The sequence below is a fragment of the Pseudomonas sp. RIT409 genome, from assembly GCF_003052515.2.
Lineage (GTDB): Bacteria > Pseudomonadota > Gammaproteobacteria > Pseudomonadales > Pseudomonadaceae > Aquipseudomonas.
In genome coordinates, this window is record NZ_QARE02000028.1 from 42,403 (window position 1) to 64,558 (window position 22,156).

A 22,156-nucleotide genomic window follows, 5' to 3' on the forward strand; every position below is an offset into this window, starting at 1 on the left:
TGGTTGTGGGTGTGGCGCGCGAAGGTTTCGACGAAAGCCACGCGCGTTGACCGACGATGAAGCCTCTGGATCGGTTTGACGGTTAATTTTAGGAGCACCCACCAATGAGCTTCGGCGCCGATGAAGAAATCCTTCAGGATTTTCTGGTAGAGGCCGGCGAGATTCTGGAGCAGTTGTCCGAACAACTGGTCGAGCTGGAAAGCCGACCCGACGATGCGGACCTGCTCAATGCAATTTTTCGCGGTTTTCACACTGTAAAAGGGGGCGCCGGCTTCCTCCAGCTCAACGAGCTGGTTGAATGCTGTCACATCGCCGAGAACGTGTTCGACATCCTGCGCAAAGGTGAGCGCCGGGTCGATTCGGAACTCATGGATGTCGTGCTCGAAGCCCTGGACACCGTCAACAGTATGTTCGGCCAAGTGCGCGAGCGTTCCGACATCACCCCGGCCACCCCTGAACTGCTTGCCGCGCTTTCCCGTCTGGCGGAGCCTGCCTCGGCTGACGAGGTCGCCGCGGCGCCTGAGCCGGAGCCCGAGCCGGTCGTGGAAGAAGAGGCCCCAGCCGCCTCGGACGACATCACCGATCAAGAGTTCGAGCAGTTGCTGGACTCGCTGAATGCCGTCAAAGCCGAAGCCGCTGGCGTTCAGGCGCCCGCACCGGCGGCGGCCTCCGCGCCGAGCGACGCAGCGGCCAGTGATGAAATCACCGACGCCGAGTTCGAATCGTTGCTCGACCAGTTGCACGGCAAGGGTCAGTTCGCGGTCGATGCTGTCGTTCCCCCCGCGGCATCCGCGGTGGCGAGCGAACCCGCCAGCGACGAAATCACCGACGACGAATTCGAAGCCCTGCTGGACCAGTTGCATGGCAAGGGTGCGTTCTCGCCGGATGCTGCGGGAGCTGCGGTGACCGCTGCACCTGCCGCGACAGAGGCGAGCGCAGCCCCCTCGGACGAAATCACCGATCACGAATTCGAAGCCTTGCTCGATCAGTTACACGGCAAAGGCACCTTCTCGCCAGACGTGGCCGCCAGTGCTTCCGTCGCCGCGCCCGCCAAAAAAGCCGAGCCTCCTAAAGCCGAGCCTCCTAAAGCGGAGCTGCCTAAAGCCGAAGCGGCGAAACCGGCTGCCGCACCGGCCAAGGCAGCGCCTGCGCCTGCCAAAGCGGCGGCTCCGGCCGCTGCTGCGCCAGCCCGAGCGGCTGCCCCCGCAGCCGACAAGGCGCCGACCGAAGCGGAAACCACCGTGCGTGTCGATACGGCACGGCTGGACGAAATCATGAACATGGTCGGCGAGCTGGTACTGGTGCGTAACCGCCTGGTCCGCCTGGGGCTCAACAGCGGCGACGAAGCCATGTCAAAGGCCGTGTCCAACCTGGACGTGGTGACTGCCGACTTGCAGACCGCGGTCATGAAGACCCGCATGCAGCCGATCAAGAAAGTCTTCGGGCGCTTCCCGCGGTTGGTTCGCGATCTGGCGCGTCAGTTGAAGAAAGAAATCAACCTTGAGCTGGTCGGCGAAGAAACCGATCTGGACAAAAACCTGGTCGAGGCGCTGGCCGACCCGCTGGTCCACTTGGTGCGTAACGCGGTGGACCACGGTATCGAATCGCCGGAAGAGCGCGAGGCCGCCGGCAAGGCACGCGGCGGTCGAGTGGTGCTGTCGGCGGAACAGGAGGGCGACCACATCCTCTTGTCGATCTCCGACGATGGCAAGGGCATGGACCCCGCCGTGCTGCGTGCGATCGCGGTCAAGCGGGGCGTCATGGACAAGGATGCGGCGGACCGCCTGAGCGATACCGATTGCTACAACCTGATCTTCGCGCCGGGCTTCTCGACCAAGACCGAGATCTCCGACGTGTCCGGCCGCGGTGTGGGCATGGACGTGGTGAAGACCAAGATTGCCCAGCTCAACGGCACGATCAACATCTACTCCACCAAGGGACAAGGCTCGAAGATCGTCATCAAGGTGCCGCTGACGCTGGCGATCATGCCGACGCTGATGGTCATGCTGGGCAACCAGGCGTTTGCTTTCCCGCTGGTCAACGTCAACGAAATCTTCCACCTGGACCTGTCCACCACCAACGTGGTCGACGGTCAGGAAGTGGTGATCGTACGCGACAAGGCGCTGCCCCTGTTCTACCTCAAACGGTGGCTGGTGAGCGACGCCGCCCATGAAGAGCAGCGCGAAGGGCACGTCGTGATCCTGTCGGTCGGCACGCAGCGCATCGGCTTCGTCGTCGATCAGTTGGTGGGTCAGGAAGAAGTGGTCATCAAACCGCTGGGCAAGATGCTGCAAGGCACGCCTGGCATGTCGGGCGCCACTATCACGGGGGACGGGCGCATTGCACTGATCCTTGACGTACCGAGCATGCTCAAGCGCTACGCTGCACGGCGTATCTGACGGAGGCTCCATCCTCCCTGTTCCTGAGCTTGCTCGTGAACAGGGGGGCGGGGTTACTGACGCTGGTTTTGCCCGTTGTGGGAATGTGCGCTCACCCAAGCGCTGCTCGTCACCGACCCAGGGTGGCGGTGAAGCCGAGCTCACTCCCGCGTAAGTTCCACGCACCTCGAGGCGTGAACTTGTCGAGTGATTAATGGAAAGCGGCGAGCCGTTCTGGCCGGTTTTCCGAATGGAGTGTTTATGGCAGTCAAGGTTCTGGTGGTAGACGATTCCGGGTTCTTTCGCCGGCGCGTCTCGGAAATTCTTTCCTCTGACACAACGATTCAAGTGGTCGGTACCGCCACCAACGGCAAAGAAGCGATCGAACAGGCGCTGGCCCTCAAGCCTGACGTGATCACCATGGACTACGAAATGCCGATGATGGATGGCATTACCGCGGTCCGCCACATCATGCAGCGCTGTCCGACACCGGTTCTGATGTTCTCTTCGCTGACCCACGAAGGCGCCCGGGTCACCCTGGATGCCCTGGACGCCGGTGCCGTCGATTACCTGCCCAAAAACTTCGAAGACATCTCGCGCAACCCGGAAAAGGTCAAGCAGATGCTGTGCGAAAAGGTGCACACCATTTCCCGCAGCAACCGCCGTTTCAGCAGCTTTGGCAGCGCACCGGTCGCTCCGTCCGCGGCACCGGCTGCCAGCTCGCCGCGCAGTTCTGCCCCGGCGCCGAGCCCTGCACGCCCTGCGCCTGCACCGGCGCGTGCAGCCGCTGCGCCCGCGCCCCACGTCGCTCCGTCTGCCGCGCCCAAGCGTAAGGCCTACAAGCTGGTCGCCATCGGCACCTCCACGGGTGGCCCCGTGGCGCTGCAGCGGGTGCTGACTCAACTGCCGGCCAACTTCCCGGCCCCCATCGTGTTGATTCAACACATGCCCGCGGCGTTCACCAAGGCGTTCGCCGAGCGTCTGGACAAGCTGTGCCGCATCAGCGTCAAGGAGGCCGAAGATGGCGATATTCTGCGCCCAGGCCTGGCGCTGCTGGCTCCGGGGGGCAAGCAGATGATGGTCGACGGCCGTGGTGCGGTGAAAATCCTTCCCGGTGATGAGCGCCTGAATTACAAGCCCTGTGTGGACATCACCTTTGGCTCGGCGGCCAAGGCCTATGCCGACAAGGTGTTGGCGGTGGTGCTGACCGGCATGGGAGCCGACGGACGTGAGGGGGCTCGCATGCTCAAACAGGGCGGCAGCCACGTGTGGGCGCAGGACGAAGCCAGCTGTGTGATCTACGGCATGCCGATGGCCATCGTCAAAGCCAACCTGGCTGATGCGGTTTACAGCCTGGACGACATCGGGCGTCATTTGGTCGAGGCGTGCCTGTAATGGATGTCTTGACGCTCATCGGGATCATTCTTGCGTTCGTCGCCATCATTGGCGGCAACTTCCTCGAAGGCGGCCATCTGGGCGCGCTGATCAACGGGCCGGCCGCGCTGATCGTGATAGGCGGTACCATCGCCGCCTGCCTGCTGCAAACGCCGATGAGTGCGTTCAAGCGGGCGATCCAGATCTTCATCTGGATTCTCTTTCCGCCGCGGGTCGACCTGGCCGGTGGGATCGACCGCGTGGTGTCCTGGAGCCTGACCGCCCGCAAGGAGGGCCTGCTGGGGCTTGAAACGGTGGCCGACTCCGAACCCGACGCGTATTCGCGCAAGGGCCTCCAATTACTGGTCGACGGTGTCGAGCCGGAGGCCATCCGCAGCATTCTGGAAGTGGATTTCCTGACCCAGGAAAGCCGCGACATCCAAGCCGCCAAAGTGTTCGAAAGCATGGGCGGCTATGCCCCGACCATCGGCATCATCGGTGCGGTCATGGGCCTGATTCACGTCATGGGCAACCTGGCCGATCCCAACCAGTTGGGCAGCGGCATCGCAGTGGCGTTCGTCGCCACGATCTATGGCGTGGCATCGGCCAACCTGATCCTGTTGCCAGTGGCCAACAAACTCAAAGCCGTGGCCCTGCGCCAATCTCGCTATCGCGAGATGCTGCTGGAAGGGCTGCTGTCGATTGCCGAGGGTGAAAACCCACGCTCGATCGAGCTGAAGCTGCAAGGCTTCATGGAGTGATGGACTGATGGCCCGTCGACGTCGTCACCACGAAGAGCACGAAAACCACGAACGCTGGCTGGTGTCCTACGCGGATTTCATCACCTTGCTGTTCGCGTTCTTCGTGGTGATGTATTCCATTTCGTCGCTCAACGAAGGCAAGTACAAGGTCCTCTCCGAGGCGCTGGTGGGTGTCTTCAATGAGGCCGAGCGTAGCGTTCGGCCGATTCCCATCGGTGAGCAGAAACCCCAGACCGTGCGCCCTGCCGACCCACTGGTCCAGGACAGCGAACAGACCGATGCGGCGTTGGGGCAGGGCGCCGACGACCCGCTCAAATCCATCGCCGACGACGTCAATGCCGCTTTTGGCGACCTCATCGCCTCCAACCAAATGACGGTGCGCGGCAACGAGCTGTGGATCGAGATTGAGCTGAACTCCAGCCTGTTGTTCGGCAGTGGCGATGCGATGCCCAGTAATCAGGCGTTCGATCTGATCGACAAAGTGGCGAAGATCATCAAACCGTTCGACAACCCGATTCACGTCGAAGGCTTCACCGACGATCAGCCCATCAGCTCGGCGCAGTACCCCAGCAACTGGGAACTGTCATCGGCCCGTGCTTCGAGCATCGTACGCATGCTGGCCATGGACGGGATCAATCCCGCGCGCATGGCGTCGGTGGGGTATGGTCAGTTCCAGCCCCTGACCTCCAATGCCACGGCGGATGGCCGGGCTCGCAACCGAAGGGTGGTGCTGGTGATTTCCCGTAACCTGGACGTGCGCCGCAGCCTGACCGGTTCCGGCACCGCAGCCAATGCGAAACCCGATGCGGCTTTGCGTCGGGCTGGCACACAAACTGCACCGGCTCCAGCCAAACCGCCGCAAGGCGTCAAAACTTCGTCATCTGCCCCATAACGGTTCCGATCATGTCCGTGGGCTGATCGGTTGGAAACGAATACATGAGAGTCTGGGCAGTCGCCAATCAGAAAGGTGGGGTCGGCAAGACCACCACCTCGATCGCTTTAGCCGGGTTGCTGGCCGAGGCGGGCAAGCGCGTGGTCGTCGTCGATCTGGACCCTCACGGCTCGATGACCAGTTATTTCGGACACGACCCGGACGCCCTGGAGCACAGCTGTTTCGACCTGTTCCTGCACAAGGGCGTGGTGCCCGAGGGTTTGCCCGGTCAACTGCTGCTTCCGACCAGCGATCAGCGCATATCCCTGCTGCCGTCGAGCACCGCACTGGCGACGCTGGAGCGCCAGACGCCGGGCCAGAGCGGTCTGGGCCTGGTGATCGCCAAAAGCCTCGCGCAACTGTGGCAGGATTTCGATTACGCGATCATCGACAGTCCGCCGCTGTTGGGCGTGTTGATGGTCAACGCGCTGGCCGCCAGCCAGCAGCTGGCGATTCCGGTGCAGACCGAGTTCCTGGCGGTCAAGGGGCTGGAACGCATGGTCAACACCCTGACGATGATCAATCGTTCACGCAAAGTGCCCTTGCCTTACACCATCGTGCCGACGCTGTTCGATCGCCGTACCCAGGCCTCGATGGGCACCCTGAAGCTGTTGCGCGACAGCTTTCCCGAGCATGTCTGGAAGGCGTACGTTCCGGTCGACACGCGGCTGCGTGACGCCAGTCGCGCCGGGGTGACCCCGTCGCAATTCGACGGCAAGAGCCGCGGGGTGCTGGCGTACCGCGCCTTGCTCAAGCACCTGCTCACTGAACAGCTCGTCGGGCAGGTGGCCTGACATGGCCGTCGATCGTTTATTCGTGCGCCGCGTGTCGGCGTACTCAAGTCGGCCCGTTATCCGGCCGATACCTGAGGCAGGCGGTCATCGCATCACTTTATTTCGGGCTCCTGTATGAACAACCGCCCTCTGGACATTGCATCACGGCCACAAACGGCGCTGCAGAACTATCTGGACGCGCTGCTGCAGGACGCTACTGAAGAGCTGGAAGCGGCCACCGAGCTGGATGAGTTTCAAGCGGCCGTGCTCGAAGAGCAGGCCCATGACGCGCGCATGCGCTCGGCGGTCGCCGAAGCGGTGGCGGCGGCAGTGCCGGTCGTTCTGCCAGCACCGGTTTCGCGGGCTTTCACCCCCGAGCCGCATCGGGCGATGCCTCGTGACGTGCGGCCCGTTGCGCCGAGGCCGGTCGCCGAGCCGGCCGTGGCTACGGTGCTGGAAAAGCCGGTCATCTTGCCGCCGGTGATCGCACCGCCAGTGGTGGCGCCGGTGATTGTCGAACCGGTCGTTGCCGAGCGGGTCGTTCCGGGGCAGGAGTCCACCCTGATTGAGCCGGTCGTCGAGGTGCATCTGCCGTCGCAGCGCACCCCGACGCCACCGCCGAACTCGGACGAGCGCCCAGCCTGGGCCGCCGAGCCTTTCGAATGCCTGTTGTTCGACGTGGCAGGGCTGACGCTGGCCGTGCCTTTGGTGTGCCTGGGGTCGATTTACCCGCTGGCAGGCCAGGAACTGACACCGCTGTTCGGCCAGCCGGACTGGTTTCTGGGCATCCTGCCCAGCCAGGCGGGCAACCTGAAAGTGTTGGACACCGCGCGCTGGATCATGCCGGACCGCTATCGCGACGATTTCCGGCAGGGCCTGCAATACGTGATTTCGGTGCAGGGCTACGAGTGGGGGCTGGCGGTGCATCAGGTCAGCCGTTCCCTGCGCCTGGAGCCGGATGAAATCAAATGGCGGACCCAGCGCGGCCAGCGTCCGTGGCTCGCCGGGACGGTCATCGAGCACATGTGTGCGCTGCTGGACGTGTCCGAACTCGCAGAGCTGATCGCCAGCGGCGCGGTCAAGCAAATGCAACCGCGCAAATAGCTGAATCAACACGCATCATCTAATAAACACAGGACGGCGTAAGCGCGTCGTCCGCAGAGCAAGCACAACACGCAAGGGGTTAGGGGTATGAAGAAGTCGTCAGCACAGGGTTCCGAAGATCCGATCCTGCAATGGGTCACCTTCCGCCTGGACAACGAAACGTATGGCATCAACGTGATGCAGGTTCAGGAAGTGCTGCGCTACACCGAGATCGCGCCAGTGCCGGGAGCCCCGAGCTACGTCCTGGGCATCATCAACCTGCGCGGCAACGTGGTGACAGTGATCGACACCCGCCAGCGCTTTGGTCTGCCGCCGGTTGAAGTCAGCGACAACACGCGTATCGTGATCATCGAGGCCGACAAGCAAGTGGTCGGGATCCTGGTGGACAGCGTCGCGGAAGTGGTTTATCTGCGCCAGTCGGAAGTCGAAACCGCGCCGAACGTGGGCAACGACGAATCCGCCAAATTCATCCAGGGCGTGTGCAACAAAAACGGCGAACTGCTGATCCTTGTCGAGCTGGACAAGATGATGTCCGAGGAAGAGTGGTCCGAGCTGGAGAACATCTGATTGATTCTTGAGGTGGCTGTTCTTTTTCTGGCGGTCCTGTGGGTGGTGACCATCGCGCTGTTCATCGCCCACAGCAAACGCCAGCGCACCCTGGCCACGCAGCAGGTCGAAGCCGACTCGCTGCGCGACCAGCGCATTCGTGAACTGGCTCGGCGCCTGGAAAACTACCAGAGCGGTACGGTAAAAATGGGCGAGGACCTGCACGAACTGCAGGCTATCGTCGCGCCGCTGCCAGACAAGATCACTGCCCTGGAACAGCGTGACCCCTCGACCTTGTCCTTCGCCCAGGCGGCACGGCTGGTCAGCATGGGCGCCAGCGTCGACGAGCTGACCCAATCTTGCGGCCTGACCCAGGCTGAAGCGCAACTGATGAGCAAGCTGCACGGCAACGGTTGAGAACGGCTGCCGTCCTGGCAGGCCTGTCGAGCGTGAGGGGCCGTTGCAGGCCGCTCACGCCTTCCACCGACCGGTGGGCTGAAGGCGAATCAGAAATCGATGGTTCCGGAGAACTTCACCAGGCGAGGGTCGCCCTGGCTCAGGTAGCCGCCGTTGGCTGAAGCCCAGTAATCCTTGTTGGCGATGTTCTCCACATTCACCCGCAACGTCACGTCCTTCTGCGCCACCTTGAAGCCATACCGGGCGCCTGCGTCGAAGCGGTTCCAGGTCGGCAGGCTGAGGGTGTTGGTGGGGTTGGCATATTGGCCGCCGGTGCGCAGGAAGCGTGCATTGAGCGCGACACCCTGTAACCCCGGCACTTCCCAGTCGACGCTGGCATTCATCAGGAAGGTCGGTACGCCCACGGCATGATTGCCGTCGTTGGCACCGCCCGCGGTGTCCTCCAGTTTCGACTCCATGCGCGTGGCGCCCGCCAACAGGCGAAGGCTGTCCAGCGGTTCACCGAAGACACTGAACTCGATACCGCGGTTGACCTGCTTGCCTTCGCGCAGATACAGGTTGGTCGCCGAATCGACGAAGCCGTCGGTGGGTTTTTCGATCCTGAAGGCCGCGAGGTTGGCACCGAAGGTGCCCATGTCCAGCTTCAGCCCTGCCTCGTACTGCTTGGTACGTCCTGGCGGGAACGTCTGTCCGATGTTCAGGACATTGCCGCTGGCGGTCGGCCCCTGGGCAAGCCCTTCAATGCGGTTGGCATACAGCGACAGGGTCTCGGTGGGTTTGTAGACGATGCCATACACCGGCGTGGTGATGCCGTCGTCGTACAGGGAGGTCCGCGCCCCGGAGTTGACGTTGTAGTTCTCCACCCGCAGTTGCTGGCGGCGCACGCCATAGGTCAGCAGGAGCGAATCGTCGAACAGACCGACAGTGTCCGACAGGGCGATGCTGCGGTTGCGGGTTTTGCCAGCCAGGTCGGGGTCGCCCAGATCGCCGCCCACCAATGTCACGGTGCTTGGCCGCGGGATCGACGGGGTGTTGTAGATATTGGTCGGCACACTGTTGTAGAAGACGTAGCCGTTCTCTTGTCGGGTCCAGATACTCGCGGCGCCCAACGCCACCTGATGGCTGATGGGGCCGGTCTGAAACTTGCCGTTGAGGCCGGTCATGAACGTGCCGTTGTCTTCGTTGTGGTTGGTGTCGGATGAGCTGATGGTGCCGTTGCCATTCGCGGCATTGGTCAGGGTGGGCGTGCCATAGGCGCCGGTTTCCCGGGTGTGCTTGCCGCCGCCAGCCAGGTAGGCCGTCCAGCTGTCGCTCAAGTCGTATTCGGCGCGGAACATGCCGAAGGTGTCTTCGGTTTCCTGATGGCTCCAGTCCTGCCCGTAATTGTGATCGGCATCGGGCGCGTGAGGGATGCGCGTCAGCCCGGCACCGAGCCGTACGTTGTTGCGCAAATGGTTGATGCGCTCTTTCTGGTAGCCGAAATCGGTCGAAAGCCTGAAACGGTCACCCCGGTAGTCGAGCCCGGCGATGAACAGCTTCGAGCGTTGGTCCATGTCGTCGATGGCGGTCTCGCCCTCGCGCTGGCTGAGGTTCAGGCGTGCGCCAAAGCGGTTGTCTTCACCGAAGCGCTGGCCCAGGTCAAGGTGCTCGCCAACGCGGCCGTCGGTGCTGATGTCCTGGGTGTAGCGGCGCGTCGGAACGTCTTCGGCGCGCTTGGGTTGCAGGTTGACGTTGCCGCCTAGGCCGGTACCCGTGGGGCTGGCACCATTGAGGAAAGCGTTGGGGCCCTTGAACACCTCGACGCGTTCGACCGAATCCACCGAGATGATCTGTCGGGGTAGCACGCCGTAGAGCCCGTTGAACGAGATGTCATCGCCGTTGAGTGGCAGCCCGCGAATCACAAAGGCTTGCGACTGATTGCCGAAGCCCCCGGACATGCGCACGGAAGGGTCGTTGAGCAGCACGTCGCCGACGTTCTCCGCGCCTTGGTCCTCGATCAACTTGGCGGTGTAACTGGTCAGGGTGAAGGGGACATCCATAGTGTCCTGGTTGCCCAGCAACCCCATCTGTCCGCCGCGCGCGACCTGTCCACCCGCAAACGCTTCGGGCAGGGCACTCTGCGGTTGTTTGAAAGCATCGGCACTGACGTCTGTGGCGCCGAGCTCGAGTGGCTCGGCTGACCAGGTGCTGACGCTGACCGAGCAGCACAGCGCCAGCAGAGTAGGGCGGGAGGGGAAGCGAATAGCCATGGAGGAAGTTCCTGTACGAGTCTCGATCCAGCTGCCAGACGCTTCCCTGCGGCACTGTGGTGTGGCGGAGTAGAATACAGAAACGTATTGCAAATTGTTATCATTAAGCCTCTATTTTTTACGAAAATTTCACAACTGCTGCGACGGCCTCCTCGGTTGCTGTTGACCCTTGCCTGGCCCCCGTGGCGGCTTCGATACCCGCCACGGGGGCCAGCGGCGGCGCTTGGCCGCTGCCCCCCCCGGCAAGACACAATCAGACTTTCAGCACCAGCTTGCCGTGGTTTTCTCCGTTGAACAGCATCTGCAAGGTTTCCGGGAAGGTTTCCAGGCCCTCGACCACGTGCTCCTTGCTCTTGAGCTTGCCTTGGGCGAGCCAGCCCGCCATTTCCCTCCCTGCCTTGCCGAAATGCTCGGCATGGTCCATCACGACAAACCCTTCCATGCGCGCCCGGTTGATCAGCAACGACAGGTAATTGGCCGGGCCTTTGACCGCTTCTTTGTTGTTGTATTGGCTGATCGCGCCACAGATCACCACACGCGCCTTGAAGGCCAGGCGTGTCAGCACTGCGTCGAGCACGTCACCCCCGACGTTGTCGAAAAACAGGTCCACGCCCTTTGGACATTCGCGTTTCAGGGCGGCATGAAGATCCTCGTTTTTGTAATCGATGGCGCCGTCGAAACCGAACGCTTCCACCAGCGTCTTGCATTTTTCCTGACCGCCCGCGATGCCGATCACCCGGCAGCCCTTGATCTTGGCGATCTGCCCGGCGACGCTGCCCACCGCACCGGCCGCCCCGGAAATCACCACGGTGTCGCCTGGCTTCGGTTGGCCGACTTCCAACAACGCGAAGTACGCCGACATTCCGGTCATGCCCAGTGCCGCCAGGTAAACGGGCAGGGGCAGCAGCGTGGGATCGACCTTGTGCAACCCTTTGGGATCGCCGACAAAATAATCCTGTACGCCCAGCACCCCTTGCACGTAGTCGCCTACCGCGAAAGACGGGTGCTGCGACTCGATGATCCGTCCCACCCCCAGCGCCCGCATGACTTCACCCAAGCCCACTGGAGCGATGTACGACTTGCCCTCGTTCATCCAGCCGCGCATGGCCGGGTCCAGCGACAGGTACTCGTTCTTCACCTGCACCTGACCGGGGGCGATCTCGGCCAAGGGGACGGTCTGAAACGTGAAATCGTCGCGGCTGGCAGCCCCTGTCGGGCGGCGGGCCAGGAGGAACTGGCGGTTGCTCAGGGTGCTCATCGGCGGTCTCCTGCGTGAGAGGGAAAGGTCAGTCATAGCCTTGGTCTGCGTTTGCGGCAAGCAAAGCCCGTCGAGCGAATGCGCGCTGATCCATCGGATTGATGCGCATGCCCCGCGTATGGACCCCCGCCATCACCGCCACGCATGGGGCTGCAACCGGGGCTTTGATAGTGCTGATGCAGACACCGGGCTCGTCGCTAGACTGGCCCCACCCATGACAAGAGGCTGAACCCATGAGCATGACGTTTTCCGGGCAAGTCGCCCTGGTGACCGGCGCCGCCGCCGGCATTGGCCAGGCCACCGCGCTGGCCTTCGCCGAGGAAGGATTGAAAGTGGTCGTGGTCGATCTGGACGTCGATGGCGGTGAAGCCACCGCCCAGCGGATTCGTCAGGCTGGCGGCCAAGCGCTGTTCCTGCGTTGCGATGTGACGAAGGAAGCCGACGTCCGGCAAATGATGACCCAAGCCGTCGAAGCGTTCGGGCGAGTGGATTACGCCTTCAACAACGCAGGCATTGAGATCGAGAAGGGGCGCCTGGCCGAAGGCAGCGAAGCCGAATTCGATGCGATCATGGGCGTCAATGTCAAAGGCGTGTGGCTGTGCATGAAGTACCAGTTGCCCGTCATGCTGGCACAGGGTGGAGGCGCTATCGTCAATACCGCGTCGATCGCTGGCCTTGCGGCCGCACCCAAGATGAGCATTTATGCCGCGTCCAAGCACGCCGTCATCGGGCTGACCAAGTCGGCCGCCATCGAATATGCAAAAAAGCACATTCGGGTCAACGCGGTATGCCCGGCGGTGATCGACACCGACATGTTCCGTCGCGCCCATGAGGCCGATCCGCGCAAGGCCGAGTTCGCCGCCACCCTGCACCCGGTAGGACGCATCGGTAAGGTCGAGGAAATCGCCAGTGCGGTGTTGTATCTGTGCAGCGATGGGGCCGCCTTCACCACCGGGCATTCGTTGGCGGTGGACGGGGGCGTGACCGCATTTTGATCGCGGCTCGGTGGCCGGGCCGTCAGTAGGATTCCGGCCGCAGTTGCGGTCTGGGGATTCAGCTACGCTGCAAGGGTTATTGACCGCCAGAGACCGTCGATGGATCACCTGTGGTTCGCCTACCCGCTCATCAGCGCAGCCGTGTTACTGGTCATCGATCTGCTGCTTTGGCAGTGGCTGCACCCCCGTTATCTGCGACGCAAGCTGGCGTGCCGTCTAGTGCTGTTCGTGCTCTTCAGCATGGCGCTGCTCGACGGTGGCTTGAGCCCGCTGTATCCGGTCCCCGCCGATTGGTCGGTGCCCCGCCACGTGTTGGCGACCCTCCTGACCATTGCCTGGTGGCTGTTCGGCGCGCGTGCCCTGACGGTGCTGATCGTGGTGGTCATGGAGCCGCGCATCGGCGGCAAAGGGCATTTGCTGCAAGACGTCATGGGCGCGATCATCTTCCTGGTTGCAGGGGTGGCAGCCGCGGGCTATGTGCTGGATCTGCCCGTCAAGGGGCTGCTGGCGACCTCGGGCGCGGTGGCGATCATTCTCGGTCTGGCCGTGCAGAGCACCCTGGGCGATGTGTTTTCCGGCATCGTGCTCAATGCCACCAAGCCGTTTCGCGTCGACGACTGGATCCGCGTGGACGACATCGAAGGCAAAGTGATCGAGATCGACTGGCGGTCTACGCACTTGCTGACGTCCGAAGGCAGCATGGCGGTGATCCCTAATGCCATGGCGGCCAAGACACGCATCGTCAATTTCAGTCGTCCTGACCACTTCCATGCCATCAGCCTGAACATCGAGCTGCCGACACGCTTGCGTCCCAGCCTGGTGCTGGACTCCCTCGACAAGGCGATTCTCGGCTGTCGGGAACTGCTGGCTCAGCCCAAGGCCTCCGCGGTCGTGGTCAGGTCCGGCTTGCGCAGCGTCGAGTATGAGGTCACCGGCTATGTGAAATCCCGGGACCGACGCACGGCGGTGCGCAACCAGCTCTATGACCTCATCCATCGACAATTGGCGGCCACTGAAACCCGAGCGGACCAGACACGCCCGGCCACGCGGCAGTCGGCGGTGCTCAACACCGTGGGCGCGCTGCGCATGCTGGGTGATGACGACCGTGCTCAACTCGAGCAGCACATGCGGCTGGGCGCCTATGCGGCCAAGGACGTCGTGCTGGCCGAAGGCGTGATTCCCGATGCGCTCTACATCATCGAATCCGGCGTAATGTCAGTGTCCATCCAGCGCCCGGAAGGGTGGATGGAAGTCGGGCGCATGGGGCCTGGCGAGCTGTTCGGCGAAACCGGCTTCGTCGACGCCAGCCCCACGGTCGGGCGGTTCTGCGCCTTTACGGACTGCATGATCTACCGGATAGACAAAGCCGACCTCGACCCGTGGCTGCAAGCCCACAGCGAATTGTTGGGCGCGCTGGCGGGGCTGGCTAAATTCCGCAGCAAAGCGCGAGCCGCACTGCTGGAAACCCAGCCTGAGGTGGTGGATGCAAGGGGCTTCATGGGCTGGTTACGCAAAAGCGTCACTCGGTTTCAGGTCAGTCGCGGGCCGGGCCCGAACGACAGAATGAGTTGAATGGCGCGCGCGGTGCCCGACACCCAACGGATTGCCATCCAGGCTTTCATCACTGGATTCAATGCAGGGAGTGCTCTAAATTGCCGGTTCAGTCCAATGCCTGTCGAGTTGTCGAGATGTCTGTTGCCCGTCCTGTCCTGAACCCTTCCGTCCTGCGCGCAGGCGATGCCGTGGCCTTGGTGTCGCCCGCCGGGCCTGTCGCCGAGGCAAGGGTTCTGGCGGCCGTACGGGAATTGAGCGCGTGGGGGCTGCGGCCCAGGGTTTATCCCCATGCGCTGGACGCCGACCACTACCTGGCCGGCAGTGATGCCAGCCGTGCAGCCGACCTGAACGATGCGCTGGCGGATCCTGAAATTCGCGCCGTGTTGTGCAACCGGGGCGGCTATGGCGTGCAGCGCATTCTCGACCATCTGGACTACGACGCCGTGCGACAGGACCCCAAGCTGGTGGTGGGTTTTTCCGACATCACTGCCCTGCATGCGGCACTGTGGCAGCACACCGGGCTGGTCACGGTGCACGGCCCGGTGGCCGCGCAATTGGAACGCGGCGGCCTGTTCGCCAGCACCCTGCGCCACGCGCTGATGAGTACCGCGCCAATGGTGGTGGAGGCCAGTCGTGACGAGCCTACCTACAGCGTCCGCACCTGCGGTGTCGCCCGGGGAATCTTGCTGGGCGGCAACCTGAGCATCCTCAGCACCTGTGTCGGCACACCCTTCATGCCGGATCTGGAAGGCGCGATCCTGCTGATCGAGGACGTGGGCGAGCTGGCCTATCGGGTGGATCGGCTGCTGACCCATTTGGGCAATTGCGGCCTGCTGAAGCGCGTGGCCGGTATCGCCGTCGGGCAGTTCAGTGAGCCCGGTCACGGCAACAACCCGATCCGGCCGCCAGAGGTGCTGATGGAGCGGCTGGGTTCCCTGGATATTCCGTTGCTCGGCGGGCTTTCCATTGGCCACGGTGACCGCAATCTTGCCGTTGCCCTGGGCAGCCAGGCCACCCTCGATGCGGATGCGGGCACGCTGACCGTCTCCCCGGCAGCGCGCTGACGGGCCTGACTGAAAGCGCGTTACTGGCGCACAGTTGTCACCAAAGTGCCCGGTTTTGCGGCGCCAGGACCGGGCCCTCACGTAGTTTTCTGCTTAATGGCAACCCGTTATCGCATCCGCAGTCCTGTTGAAACGCCTGGGACGGCCCATAACCATTCTGGAAGCGACGCTGACGTAGCTATTTGCCATTAAACTGACGTCAAGCGCTTGTTTTGCCGCTTACCCATTGCGACTCTGCACGAAAATTGAATGGCCGTGTTGAATGCGGCTTCGCTGTGTGCGCCTTTTACGCTGTGATTGGGGATGATCGAATGATGTCGGCCGTGCAATCGCGTTTTGCCAACCTGGGTATGGCAAAAAAACTGGGTATCGGGTTTCTCCTCGTTTTACTGCTGACCGCACTGGTCGCCGCGATTGGCGTCTGGTCGCTGCGTTCGATCAGCGTGCATTTCGACAGCCTCAAGCAGATGACGGCACTCAATACCGGCCTCAACCGCGTTCGCCTGATGGAGCAGGATTACGCGTTGCACAGCGATCCGAAAGTGGTCGAGGCACTGCATGCGGGGCTCGATGCCCTGAACGCGCAGGCCGAGCAACTCAAAGCCAGTTCGGCGGTGAACCAGCAGGTGATGGGCGAGGTTCAGCAGGCATTGGCGGCCTATCGCAAATCCTTCGACGAGTTCGTCAGCATCAGCCAGAGCAAGGACCTGGCGCTGGAGATGGCCAGTTGGTCGGTCTCCAGCGTGGCCAATAACCTCGACGTGTTGCAGGCGGGGCTCGCCGATGACGGTGCTTACACCCTCAAGGACTCCCAGGGCCAGCAGGGCTCGGAGTTCATCGAGCAGTCCGGCCAGATCGGCCAGATTTCCAAGCTAATGATGCAGGCACTGGACGAAGCGCGAGTGCGACTGGACAAGAGCCGCAAGACCGGCACTGGCGAAGAGGCCAAGACGGGCAAGATCGAGCAAGCGGTGCAGGCTCAGGACATGGCCAATCAACTCAAGGATGTGATCAAGGACGCGGGCTACCTGACGGTGCTGACGGAAGTCATCGGTCACATCGGCAACTTCAGCGACAAGCTCAATGAATACACCGGTCTGCTGGCGGATGAGGCCAAGGTCTCCCTGCAATTGGCCAGCAATGCAAAAACGGTGGTGCAACAGGTCAACCAGGCTTATGACGCCGAAGACCAGTCAATGCTGGGCGAACTGCACGCCAACTCGCTGAAGATCATCGGCTCGTCGATTCTGGCGTTGCTTGTGGGGCTCGTGGCGTCGTTTCTCATTACCCGGATCATCGTCGCACCGCTGCGCTCGGTGATCGCCACAGCCCAACGCATCGCGGCGGGGGATCTGAGCGGCACCGTGCAAGTCACGCGCAAGGATGAAATCGGTCAATTGATGCAGGCCATGCAGCAGATGGGCGCCGGCCTAAGCGGTATCGTCAGCGGCCTGCAGGCGGGGATCGAGCAATTGGCAACGTCCGCCCATTCACTGTCGGCGGTGACCGAGCAGACCAATCTGGAAGTCAGTACCCAGAAAGAAGAAACCGAGCAGGTCGCCACGGCCATGAACCAAATGACCGCCACCGTGCACGATGTGGCGCGTAATGCGGAGGAAGCCGCGCTTGCCGCGCAAACGGCCGATAACAAGGTGGACAGCGGCCAGGCGGTGGTCCGTCAGAGCATGCAGCGCATCGAGCAACTGGCCAGCTCGGCGAACTCGGCCAGCGACAGTATCGAAAGCCTCAGCGCCGAAATTCAGGACATCGGCAAGGTACTGAGCGTCATCAAAAGCGTGGCTGAGCAGACCAATCTGTTGGCGCTGAATGCGGCCATCGAAGCGGCCCGGGCAGGCGAGCAGGGCAGGGGCTTTGCGGTGGTGGCCGACGAAGTTCGGGCGCTGGCCAAGCGCACTCAGCAGTCGACCGAGGAAATCGAGCGGCTGGTCACTCGTCTGCGAACCAGTGCCCAGACCTCGGTGGCTCAGATCCAGAGCAGCGGTGAGCTGGTCAAACTGGCCGTCAGCGATGCCCTGCAGACGGAGAGCGCGTTGGGCAGCATTGCGGCGGCGGTGTCGTTGATCCAGCAGATGAACCAGCAGATCGCTGCCGCGGCCGAAGAGCAAAGCTCGGTGGCTGAAGAGATCAACCGCAGCGTCACCAGCATCCGCGCCAGCGCCGATCAGTCGGCGCTGGCAATGCAGGGCAACGCTGCCTCGAGCATCGAATTGGCGTCGCTGGGCATGGAACTGAAAGGCATGGTGGGGCATTTCAGGCTTTGAGCCCCTCGGCGCCTCGCGTGCCAGCGTTGGCTCGTCGTAACGCTCTGCCGTCGGCGACGTTCACGGTGCGAAACGGCCCCTCGAAGCGGGGCCGTTTTCATTTGCGCGGGTTCAGGATCATCAGCGTCAGCACGCCCGCCACGATGCCCCAAAAGGCCGATCCGATGGAAAACAGCGTCAACCCCGACGAGGTGACCATGAAGGTGATCAGCGCCGCTTCACGCTCCTTCGGCTCATTCATGGCCACTGTCAGCCCGTTCATGATCGAGCCGAACAGGGCCAGAGCCGCAATGGAGAGCACCAGCTCCTTGGGAAAGGCCGCAAACAAGGCCGCCAGCGTCGCGCCGAAGACCCCCGCGATGGCGTAGAAAATCCCGCACCAAATGGCCGCCGTGTAACGCTTGTTGCGGTCTTCGTGGGCGTGAGGGCCGGTGCAAATGGCGGCGCTGATCGCTGCCAGGGTGATGCCGTGGCCACCGAAAGGCGCAGTGATCAACGAGATCAGGCCGGTAGCGGAAATCAGCGGTGACGCGGGTGTCTGGTAGTCGTCGGCCCGCAGCACGGCGATACCCGGCATATTCTGTGAGGTCATCGCCACGACGAACAGCGGGATGCCAATGCTGATGGTCGCGCCCAGCGAAAACGCAGGGGTGGTCCATTCGGGAATCGCCACCTCCAGGGTGAAACCGCTGAAATTCAGCATGCCGAGCATCGCCGACAGGGCAACCCCCACCAGCAATGCCATCAGCACCGCGTAGCGAGGCGAGTAGCGCTTGACGATCAGGTACGTGAAAAACATGCTCAGCACCAGGCCGGTGCGGTGTTGCGCAGCGACGAAAATCTCGCTGCCGATCTTGAACAGGATCCCGGCCAGCAAGGCTGCGGCGAGGGAGGTCGGCAAGCGACTGATGAGCTTTTCGAAGCTGCCGGTGATCCCACAGATGAGCACCAATGCCGCACTGGTCATGAAGGCGCCGATCGCCTCTGGATAGGCCACATGCCCAAGGCTGGTGATCAGCAACGCTGCGCCCGGTGTTGACCAGGCCACGGTGATCGGTGAGCGATAGCGCAATGACAGACCGATGTTGCACACCGCCATGCCCATGAACAGCGCCCAGATCCAGGAGGAAATCTGCCCCGACGTCAGGCCGGCGGCCTGGCCCGCCTGGAATATCAGCACCAGCGAGCTGGTGACGCCCGTCATCATCGCGATGAAGCCCGCCACGATGGCCGAAGGGGAGGAGTCGCGCAGTGGGCGCAACGGCGCGCGGGTGGCGTCGGTCATGCGGGGATCCTTGGAGCGGTCGGTAAAGGGAACGCCAAGCCTATACGCACTCGTGATCTTTTATTGCAATACAGCCGCTAACGCATTGATCGGCACAGTTTCCCGTTGGCACGTTGCTTTGACCGTTGCGCTTTGCAACAGCATGGGCCTGGCCAGTGGCGAGGGAATCGCTCATCCGAGCGACAAAAAAACCACCTGGGCAGGTGGTTTTCGTGGAACGCCGCCTCACTCGATCACTCGCCGCGATAGACGCAGCCGCTGGTGCACGTCTCGTGGATGCGAATGGCCGACAGCTCCGGCAGAAGCGGTTTCAACTCCTTCCAGATCCACTTGACCAGCACCTCGCTGGTCGGGTTCTCCAGACCGGGAATGTCGTTCAGGTAGTTGTGATCGAGACGCTCGTAAAGCGGCTTGAAGATCGTCTTGATCTCGGAAAAGTCACGGATCCAGCCGGTGTGCGGATCGGGCTCGCCCTGCAGGTAGATCGCTACGCGGAACGAGTGGCCGTGCAGGCGGCCACACTTGTGGCCCTCGGGAACGTGGGGCAGGCGGTGGGCCGATTCGAAGGTAAATTCTTTGAAGATTTCCACAGTAGTCAGGGCCTTGAAAGGTGGCGATCGCCGAGGCGAAGAAATGCAGGTCGCGAGTTTATCAGCATTGCCTGGCCGTGGGGCGGCCAGAACCTGACCGCTTGGTTGAACGAACGGTCACACCAGCGGTTCGAGGCGGCTTGCCAGGCGCCCGCTGTCTGCTAGCTCCAGAAACTCGTCACCCAGCTTTCGGCTCTGCTCCATCGCCGTTCGCCAATAGTGCTGGCGCGCTTTGTCCTGGCCCATGAAACGTTTGAAATCGCTGCGGTCCGGCAGCTTCCCGAACGGCAGCGCCGCGAGGTATTCCCGCGAAGGCGCCAGAAGCAGGACATCCTGTAAGCGGCCCTGATCGCCGCGCCGCCAGGGCAGGGTCTTGTCGAACCAGCCGGGAATGACCTTGTCGGTGAAATGGGGATACAGAACGACATCGCTGCCGCTGTAGGGCAGGTCCAAGTGATAGTCCAGCAGACCGCCGTCGCGAAAGGTGCCGGGGCCGGCGCCGGGGATGTCCATGACGCCCTGCATCACCATGGGGATCGACCCGGAAGCCAGCAGCGCCTGGCGCAGGTTGGCGGTGTCCAGCGGCAGGCAGCGAGAAGGAAAGTCCGTGAGGGCCGACAGCGGCGGAAGTTGCCGCGCGTCATGTAGAATCACGCGCTCGAAATGTCGCGACAGACGCGCCCGTCCCAGCAGGTTATCGGCAATCACCGACCCGAGCCCGATCCCCAGCCCGCCACGATGATCCCGCGCCAGCAGGCCATGGCTTTTGACGACCATGATGTTAAGGCGGTAAAGCGGGTGGCTCAGGACGCTGGCATCGCGGCCTTGCAACAGGTCATCGAGCATCTTGGTGCAGCTCTGGCTGACTTCGGCCATGGTCACGCCTTTGGCGAAGCACTGTTCGTTGTACAGCTGGCCCAGCCGCTCCAGCCCTGCGACGGGATCGGGCAGGCAGGCACTGGCAAATCGCCAAGAGCCGATCGAGGCCCCGATCAACGCCCGTTCGCGTGGGGCGCGCGGCAGCCAGTCGCCGAAAAGGGCCAGGTCGAGCCCCTGGATCCCGAGGGCTTTGGGGCCACCCGCCGCACCCGGGAGCGTGGCTACGTCCCCCGGGGCCAGTCCGCGCTCACGAATGCGCGTCAGCGCGCGCCGACCGGCTTTCAGGGTCAGTGCGGGGCGTTTGATGTGAATCGCGGTCATGGAGGCTCCGGAATTGAACGGTGGCAAAGTATACCCGTGACGCAGACGGCGGGCGGTCGTCCGTGATGATGGCATCTAGCCAGAGAATTCAGTTTGAATTAAGTTCGGTTGTTTATCGTAAGTCCCGTCAACCCAATGAACGAAACGGAGACTTGCCATGAACACATTCACTGCCTTCTTTGCCGCTTCTGCCCTCTTGGCCACCGCCAGCTATGTTCAGGCTCGCGATCTGGGCCCGGATGAGGCGCTTCGCCTGCGCGATGCAGGTACTATTCAATCCTTCGAAAAACTCAACGCGGCGGCGCTGGCCAAGCACCCGAACGCCACCATCACAGAAACCGAGCTGGAACAGGAATATGGCAAATACGTCTATCAGGTCGAATTGCGCGACGGCAAAGGCGTCGAGTGGGACGTCGAGCTGGATGCCGTCAGCGGCCAAGTGCTCAAAGATCATCAGGACACCTGATGACCAGGCCTGAACGTTTCGGCGTTCGCTTCGTCCATGGTCTGCTGGCGGTTGCCGCCGCGCTGCTCTGCACGGTCAGTGCAGCGCGGGACCTTGATCAGGACGAAGCGCTCAAATTGCGCCAGCAGGGGGTGATCCTTCCGCTGGAGCAATTCATCGAGCAGGCGCTGGGGCGTTACCCCGGTTCGAAGTTGCTGGAAGCCGAGCTGGAAGAAAAACACGATGTGCTGGTCTACGAGATCGAATTGCTGACCCACGACCACGTGGTCCGCGAACTGAAGTTCGACGCACGCGACAGTCGCCTGCTCGAAGACAAGGAAGACGATTAGGAAAATGCCCCATGCGCCTGTTACTGGTTGAAGACAACGTACCCCTGGCGGACGAACTGGTCAGCGCCTTGAGCCAGGGGTACGCCGTCGACTGGCTTGCTGATGGCCGTGATGCTATCCATCAGGGGGCGAGCGAGCCTTACGACATCATTGTGCTGGACCTCGGGCTGCCCGGCATCCCGGGTCTTGAAGTCCTGCAGAAATGGCGTGCGGATGGTTTGTCGACCCCTGTGCTGGTGTTGACTGCGCGCGGCTCGTGGGCCGAGCGAATCGAGGGCCTCAAGGCCGGCGCCGACGATTACCTCACCAAGCCTTTTCATCCAGAAGAACTGCAATTGCGGATTCAGGCGCTGCTGCGTCGCGCGCGAGGGTTGGCCAACCAGCCGAAGCTCGAAGCCGCCGGGCTGCATCTGGACGAAGGTCGGCAATGCGTTACCCGGGAGGGCGAAGAGATTCAGCTCACCGCCGCTGAGTTTCGCCTGCTGCGCTATTTCATGCTGCACCCCGAACAGATTCTTTCCAAAGGCCACCTGGCCGACCATTTGTATGACGGCGAAAACGAGCGCGATTCCAACGTGATTGAAGTGCACGTCAATCACC

General features: G+C 62.5%; 20 protein-coding genes. 15 read left to right on the forward strand and 5 right to left on the reverse strand.

Going from position 1 to position 22,156, the window contains the following annotated elements; all coding sequences use genetic code 11:
• Positions 1-104 precede the first annotated feature (104 nt).
• From DBP26_RS24395 to DBP26_RS24430, 8 genes are all read left to right on the forward strand, one after another.
• Complete coding sequence (locus DBP26_RS24395; protein WP_108240148.1) at positions 105-2,399, forward strand: chemotaxis protein CheA; 2,295 nt, start codon at positions 105-107, stop codon at positions 2,397-2,399.
• Between the two features lie 240 nt (positions 2,400-2,639).
• Positions 2,640-3,773, forward strand: a complete 1,134-nt coding sequence (locus DBP26_RS24400) for a chemotaxis response regulator protein-glutamate methylesterase (protein ID WP_108240149.1) — start codon at positions 2,640-2,642, stop codon at positions 3,771-3,773.
• A complete protein-coding gene (locus tag DBP26_RS24405) occupies positions 3,773-4,513 on the forward strand; it encodes a flagellar motor protein (protein WP_108240150.1) in 741 nt (246 codons plus the stop codon). Before DBP26_RS24400 ends, DBP26_RS24405 begins: the two co-directional genes overlap by 1 nt.
• A 7-nt stretch (positions 4,514-4,520) precedes the next feature.
• Positions 4,521-5,405 (forward strand): flagellar motor protein MotD, encoded by an 885-nt coding sequence (gene motD, locus DBP26_RS24410; protein ID WP_108240151.1) that lies wholly within the window; start codon positions 4,521-4,523, stop codon positions 5,403-5,405.
• A gap of 44 nt (positions 5,406-5,449) precedes the next feature.
• On the forward strand, positions 5,450-6,238 hold the full coding sequence (locus DBP26_RS24415; protein WP_108240152.1) for a ParA family protein: 789 nt from the start codon (positions 5,450-5,452) through the stop codon (positions 6,236-6,238).
• Between the two features lie 114 nt (positions 6,239-6,352).
• The gene (locus DBP26_RS24420) at positions 6,353-7,321 is read left to right on the forward strand and encodes a CheW domain-containing protein (RefSeq protein ID WP_108240153.1); all 969 of its coding nucleotides are present in this window, start codon (positions 6,353-6,355) and stop codon (positions 7,319-7,321) included.
• 87 nt (positions 7,322-7,408) lie between these two features.
• Positions 7,409-7,888, forward strand: a complete 480-nt coding sequence (locus tag DBP26_RS24425) for a chemotaxis protein CheW (RefSeq protein ID WP_062385949.1) — start codon at positions 7,409-7,411, stop codon at positions 7,886-7,888.
• Entirely contained in the window at positions 7,889-8,284 is a 396-nt protein-coding gene (locus DBP26_RS24430; RefSeq protein ID WP_108240154.1) for a DUF2802 domain-containing protein, read from the forward strand.
• Positions 8,285-8,373: 89 nt separating this feature from the next.
• Here the strand turns inward: DBP26_RS24430 and DBP26_RS24435 are convergent, their stop codons facing one another.
• The gene (locus tag DBP26_RS24435) at positions 8,374-10,533 is read right to left on the reverse strand and encodes a TonB-dependent siderophore receptor (RefSeq protein WP_108240155.1); all 2,160 of its coding nucleotides are present in this window, start codon (positions 10,531-10,533) and stop codon (positions 8,374-8,376) included.
• Between the two features lie 253 nt (positions 10,534-10,786).
• On the reverse strand, positions 10,787-11,791 hold the full coding sequence (locus DBP26_RS24440) for an NADP-dependent oxidoreductase (protein WP_108240156.1): 1,005 nt from the start codon (positions 11,789-11,791) through the stop codon (positions 10,787-10,789).
• 233 nt (positions 11,792-12,024) lie between these two features.
• On the opposite strand from DBP26_RS24440, the gene DBP26_RS24450 reads away from it, so the two are divergent.
• From DBP26_RS24450 to DBP26_RS24465, 4 genes are all read left to right on the forward strand, one after another.
• Positions 12,025-12,786 (forward strand): SDR family oxidoreductase, encoded by a 762-nt coding sequence (locus DBP26_RS24450; RefSeq protein ID WP_108240158.1) that lies wholly within the window; start codon positions 12,025-12,027, stop codon positions 12,784-12,786.
• 99 nt (positions 12,787-12,885) lie between these two features.
• Positions 12,886-14,358, forward strand: coding sequence for a mechanosensitive ion channel family protein (locus DBP26_RS24455; protein ID WP_108240159.1), 1,473 nt, complete (start codon positions 12,886-12,888; stop codon positions 14,356-14,358).
• Positions 14,359-14,474: 116 nt separating this feature from the next.
• A complete protein-coding gene (locus DBP26_RS24460) occupies positions 14,475-15,404 on the forward strand; it encodes an LD-carboxypeptidase (RefSeq protein WP_108240160.1) in 930 nt (309 codons plus the stop codon).
• A 311-nt stretch (positions 15,405-15,715) separates the two neighbouring features.
• Positions 15,716-17,686, forward strand: a complete 1,971-nt coding sequence (locus DBP26_RS24465) for a methyl-accepting chemotaxis protein (protein WP_108240161.1) — start codon at positions 15,716-15,718, stop codon at positions 17,684-17,686.
• A gap of 97 nt (positions 17,687-17,783) precedes the next feature.
• On the opposite strand, the gene DBP26_RS24470 is transcribed toward DBP26_RS24465, so the two are convergent.
• The 3 genes from DBP26_RS24470 to DBP26_RS24480 form a co-directional block, all read right to left on the reverse strand.
• On the reverse strand, positions 17,784-18,971 hold the full coding sequence (locus tag DBP26_RS24470; protein ID WP_108240162.1) for a benzoate/H(+) symporter BenE family transporter: 1,188 nt from the start codon (positions 18,969-18,971) through the stop codon (positions 17,784-17,786).
• A gap of 233 nt (positions 18,972-19,204) precedes the next feature.
• Positions 19,205-19,561 carry a 6-carboxytetrahydropterin synthase QueD gene (queD, locus tag DBP26_RS24475; protein ID WP_108240163.1) on the reverse strand — a complete coding sequence of 119 codons (357 nt, stop codon included), beginning with the start codon at positions 19,559-19,561 and terminating at the stop codon, positions 19,205-19,207.
• Positions 19,562-19,678: 117 nt separating this feature from the next.
• Positions 19,679-20,761, reverse strand: a complete 1,083-nt coding sequence (locus DBP26_RS24480; protein WP_108240164.1) for a patatin-like phospholipase family protein — start codon at positions 20,759-20,761, stop codon at positions 19,679-19,681.
• Between the two features lie 157 nt (positions 20,762-20,918).
• On the opposite strand from DBP26_RS24480, the gene DBP26_RS24485 reads away from it, so the two are divergent.
• The 3 genes from DBP26_RS24485 to DBP26_RS24495 all read left to right on the forward strand — a co-directional run.
• Positions 20,919-21,227: a PepSY domain-containing protein gene (locus DBP26_RS24485; protein WP_108240165.1), complete on the forward strand. Its 309-nt coding sequence runs from the start codon at positions 20,919-20,921 to the stop codon at positions 21,225-21,227.
• Positions 21,227-21,556 carry a PepSY domain-containing protein gene (locus DBP26_RS24490; RefSeq protein ID WP_108240166.1) on the forward strand — a complete coding sequence of 110 codons (330 nt, stop codon included), beginning with the start codon at positions 21,227-21,229 and terminating at the stop codon, positions 21,554-21,556. The genes DBP26_RS24485 and DBP26_RS24490 overlap by 1 nt, the downstream gene beginning before the upstream one ends.
• Before the next feature lie 11 nt (positions 21,557-21,567).
• On the forward strand, positions 21,568-22,156 hold a 589-nt coding region (locus DBP26_RS24495; protein WP_108240167.1), incomplete at its 3' end, for a response regulator transcription factor.